Genomic DNA, 3,851 nt, shown 5'->3' with positions numbered 1-3,851 from the left:
TTGCACAGCTAGTTCGCGCATACGTTGGATAGCTTCGCCGGTGTTGCCAAGGTAACCTTCGGTGGTTTGTACAAAGCTAATCATATCGTTAGCATTGCGTACAGCTTGGTTGGTACCGCGGATTTGGGTACGCATTCTTTCCGATACGGCTAATCCGGCGGCATCATCGGCGGCACGGTTAATACGTTCGCCACTAGCCAAACGACCCATCGACCTAGTTTGGGCTACGCCATTCATAGTTAAGTTGCGGTTAGCGTTAATCGCACTTATGTTGTGATTAATAATCATTCCTTTTAGTCCTCCTCCTGAGTTTAAAAAGACAGGATATTTTACCTTTACCTTTAAAATTAACAGCTGTAATTAAGTAATTTTTAGCGCCTATTACTACCTAAGCACCGCCATTAAAACCAAAGATAACGGGTTAATTTTATGGCGGCTAACTTGGCTGCCATATACTACAGATAATCGGCTTGCAGATTTTTAAAATTTAGGCAAGCAAGAATTAAGAATTAAAAAGTAAGAATTAATAATTAATAATTAAGAAATACTAAAATAGGTAATTATTAATTCTTACTTTTTAATTCTTAATTCTCCGCTATAGTTATAGCTATAGCCATACCGGCTTCGTGGCTTAAACTTAAATGCAGTTTATTAATAGATAGCGTATGTAACCACAACTTTAACTCGTTATTTATCTGCCAGTAAGGGGCTCCGCTATCGTTAATAGCTACTTCTAACACATTAAGCTCTAGCTTTAATTTGCTTATTGCTAAGGCTTTAATTAAACTTTCTTTGGCGGCAAAGCGGGCGGCAAAACTGGCGGCGCTATCGGCTTTGTTTAAACAATAAGCCAGCTCGCCCGGCGAAAAAATTTTTTTTAAAAAATTTTGGTTGGTTAAGTGGCGGTTAAACCTGTCTACTTGGCAAATATCAATGCCTAAACCTTTAATCATAACCACTATTATAATCTTTTTTACTGGGTTGTACTACTACCGTTTGAGGCAGACCTACAAATGGATAGTTACCAGATAAAAAATAATTTTTGCTTAAAAGTTCTAAATAGCCATTGCTATAAAGTTAATTAAAGGGTAAACTGGAGTAATTTATTTTAAGGAGAAGGTATGAGCAATTTAAATGTTTTAACAGTAAGTATAAAACCTTTAAAAGTTTTAATGGCAGCTTTACTGGCTGTAGTGGTAATGGCTTGTGGTGGAGGCGGCGGTGGTCTTGATACTTCGGGGGCTAACCTTACCGTATTATTGGTAAACGAAGGCAGCGGGATAGACGATCGCAGCTTTAACGCCGCTGCATGGCGCGGTATTACCAGCTTTTTTGGTGATACACCCGAAAACACCACCTATCGCGGCAGATTTTACAACGATTTATTTTCATCTACTGCCGATGAGCGTATGCCTAATGTGCGTTTAGCCAGCGAACAAGGGGTAGATTTAATTATAGCTACCGGTTTTACCTTTGCCGAACCGGTTTATGTGGTATCGGCCGATTTTCCTAACCAAAGATATTTAATTATTGATAGCTTTGTGGATAGAGCCAACGTGGCCAGCGCTTTATTTGCCGAGCACGAAGGCAGCTTTTTAGTGGGGGCAGCCGCCGCTTTAAAAGCTATTGAAGACGGTATAGTAAACCCAAGTTTTGGTTTTATCGGCGGTATGGCCGGTCCGGTTATTACCCGTTTTCAGGTAGGGTTTGTGCAAGGCGTGCGCAGCGTGTTACCTAATGCCGAAATCCACGAATTTTACGCCAACGCTTGGGGCGCTCCGCAATTAGCGATGACTCAGGCCCAGCAATGGTATAATAGCGGCGTTTACGCCATCTTTACCGCTGCCGGTGGTACCGGTATGGGCGCTATTGTACAGGCAAGAGAGGCCCGAGTAGCCGGTCAAAATGTATGGGTATTAGGGGTAGACAGCGACCAGCACGAAGACGGTATTTACAACAATGCCGGTAACAGCGCCGTACTTACCAGTATGATTAAAAAAGTAGAAACCCCGGTGTTATATACTCTTAACCGTCTCCGCCATACCGAATTTCAGGGTGGTTTAACGGTATACGATTTAGCGATGGACGGTGTGGATATTGCCCGCAGTAACCCGGCGCTTGGCCCAGCCATATTGGCCCAAATTGATACGATGCGCGCTCAAATTATCGGCGGCCAAATTCAGGTAATTTCGACGGTAGCCCAAGCGCAGGCTTTAGGTTTACTAGGCGCTAATACCGCAGCCAGAGATTAATTAATAAATTTTATGATTTTTTTAACGGAGAGTACTTGGGTACTCTCTTTTTTATTTTAGTTATATCGATAAAGTACTCAGTTTAGCCATAATAATATCGACAATTTGCTCGGGAGTTAAATTATCATCATCAATAATAAGTCCGGCGTGCTCAAAGTTATTGGTATCTATATTGTAAATACGTTTGTAGCGGTTGCTATCTAATTGGTCGCGCAGCTGGGTTTGTTCTTTTATAGTATCAAAGCTGCCGTTCTCGCGCCGGTGGATACGTTTAGCGCGTTCTTCTAAACTAATATTAAGATAAATTTTTAAATCGGCATCTAACAACCAAATGGCTAGGCGACTACCTAATACGCAGCTGGCCTTGCTGGCCATATCTATTTGTTTTTGGTCTAGCTTAATATCAATGTTATCGTTGCCTTCGGCCAGCTCGCGTAATTTATTAAAACTTAAACCCATATCTTCGGCCAAATTACGGAAAGTATAGTTAATTAAAGTAATATTAAGCCGTTCGGCCAGCAAACGGCTGGCAGTAGAGTTACCGCAACCGCTCTTACCAGATATAGCTATACGCAGTAAGCCTTTAGTCGGTACATCGTTTAATTTATTATTTAAGCTATTCCACATTACGGGCTTGCTCCTTTATTTTATCAATATTTTCTTTTATAATTAAAACGGCGCGTTGTATGGCCAGCGCCGGTGTTTTACTGCCGATAGTATTAGCCTCGCGGCCAAGTTCTTGGCATAAAAAATCGATACGCTTACCGCTGTTTTTGTCCTCTATTAATTGGGCTAAAGCCTCGCTATGGCTTTTAAGCCGCACAATTTCTTCGTTAATATTAGTTTTAACAATGTAAGCGGCGGTTTCTTCTAAGATACGCCGCTCATCAAGTAAATTACCCATAACTTCATTAAATTTTTTCTTAAGCAAAGTTACCATTTGTTTTTCGGCTTCATCGCTTTGAGCTTCGATGGCGCTTATGGTCAAATTAATGCTATTAAGTTGCTGTAAAATATCGGTTTTTAATTTGCCGCCTTCGTTTTGTTTAAAGCGGCTGCATTCGTTAAGGGCGGCGGCTAACGTATCTTCAAAATTAAAACCCAGTTCGTGCAGCGATAGCTGCGTAAGCGGCTGAAAAAGACCAAACCGCTCTAACTCGCCCAAGCTATAACTGGGGTTAAAGCCGTGCTGCGTTAAAGCGGCCAGCAAAACTTTAAGTTCTTCGGCCCGTTCGCTATTAAAGCTGGCTCCGCCGTTTACCTTAAAGCGGCAGTTTAGCTCTACTTTGCCACGCATAAAATGGTGGGCTAAGGCCTCGCGGCAGTAAGGCTCCAGCTGGCTAAGAGCGGCCGGTAAATGCAGATGAATATCTAAAAATTTACTGTTGTAACTTTTTAGCTCAAAAGAAAGCTCGCCGTGTTGGTTAGATTGGCTGCTGTAGCCAAAGCTGGTCATACTTTTCATGGTTAAGTTCGCTCTTTTAATTGCTGGGCTAAGGTTTCGGCCAGCTTAAAATTATCGCCGGCCCCTAAAGTAATAAATAAATCACCGCCTGTTAAATTATTTAATAAAAAATCTAAACATTTTTCATCTAATGG

Annotated in this window: 5 protein-coding genes; 1 reads left to right on the top strand and 4 read right to left on the bottom strand. The window is 41.6% G+C overall.

Annotated elements, in window-relative coordinates; genetic code table 11:
- Both FWE37_09345 and acpS read right to left on the bottom strand, forming a co-directional pair.
- The coding region (locus FWE37_09345; GenBank protein MCL2521183.1) for a flagellin at window positions 1–288 on the bottom strand (288 nt) is incomplete at its 3' end.
- Between the two features lie 296 nt (window positions 289–584).
- On the bottom strand, window positions 585–953 hold the full coding sequence (acpS, locus tag FWE37_09340) for a holo-ACP synthase (GenBank protein ID MCL2521182.1): 369 nt from the start codon (window positions 951–953) through the stop codon (window positions 585–587).
- 168 nt (window positions 954–1,121) lie between these two features.
- On the opposite strand from acpS, the gene FWE37_09335 reads away from it, so the two are divergent.
- The gene (locus FWE37_09335) at window positions 1,122–2,252 is read left to right on the top strand and encodes a BMP family ABC transporter substrate-binding protein (GenBank protein ID MCL2521181.1); all 1,131 of its coding nucleotides are present in this window, start codon (window positions 1,122–1,124) and stop codon (window positions 2,250–2,252) included.
- A 60-nt stretch (window positions 2,253–2,312) separates the two neighbouring features.
- On the opposite strand, the gene FWE37_09330 is transcribed toward FWE37_09335, so the two are convergent.
- Together FWE37_09330 and FWE37_09325 are read right to left on the bottom strand one after the other, a co-directional pair.
- Window positions 2,313–2,879, bottom strand: coding sequence for a cytidylate kinase family protein (locus tag FWE37_09330; GenBank protein ID MCL2521180.1), 567 nt, complete (start codon window positions 2,877–2,879; stop codon window positions 2,313–2,315).
- A complete protein-coding gene (locus FWE37_09325; GenBank protein MCL2521179.1) occupies window positions 2,869–3,717 on the bottom strand; it encodes a YicC family protein in 849 nt (282 codons plus the stop codon). Before FWE37_09325 ends, FWE37_09330 begins: the two co-directional genes overlap by 11 nt.
- Between the last annotated feature and the right edge of the window lie 134 nt (window positions 3,718–3,851).

It is taken from the genome of Spirochaetaceae bacterium, assembly GCA_009784515.1.
Taxonomy (GTDB): domain Bacteria; phylum Spirochaetota; class Spirochaetia; order WRBN01; family WRBN01; genus WRBN01.
The sequence above is the reverse complement of the archived record's forward strand: the minus strand, read 5'-3'. Positions and strand labels throughout refer to the sequence as shown.

Coding starts and splice junctions, on each gene's coding strand:
- FWE37_09330 (MCL2521180.1), bottom strand. CDS start 2,879: ATGTGGAATAGCTTAAATAATAAATTAAACGATGTACCGACTAAAGGC.
- FWE37_09325 (MCL2521179.1), bottom strand. CDS start 3,717: ATGAAAAGTATGACCAGCTTTGGCTACAGCAGCCAATCTAACCAACAC.
- FWE37_09335 (MCL2521181.1), top strand. CDS start 1,122: ATGAGCAATTTAAATGTTTTAACAGTAAGTATAAAACCTTTAAAAGTT.
- acpS (MCL2521182.1), bottom strand. CDS start 953: ATGATTAAAGGTTTAGGCATTGATATTTGCCAAGTAGACAGGTTTAAC.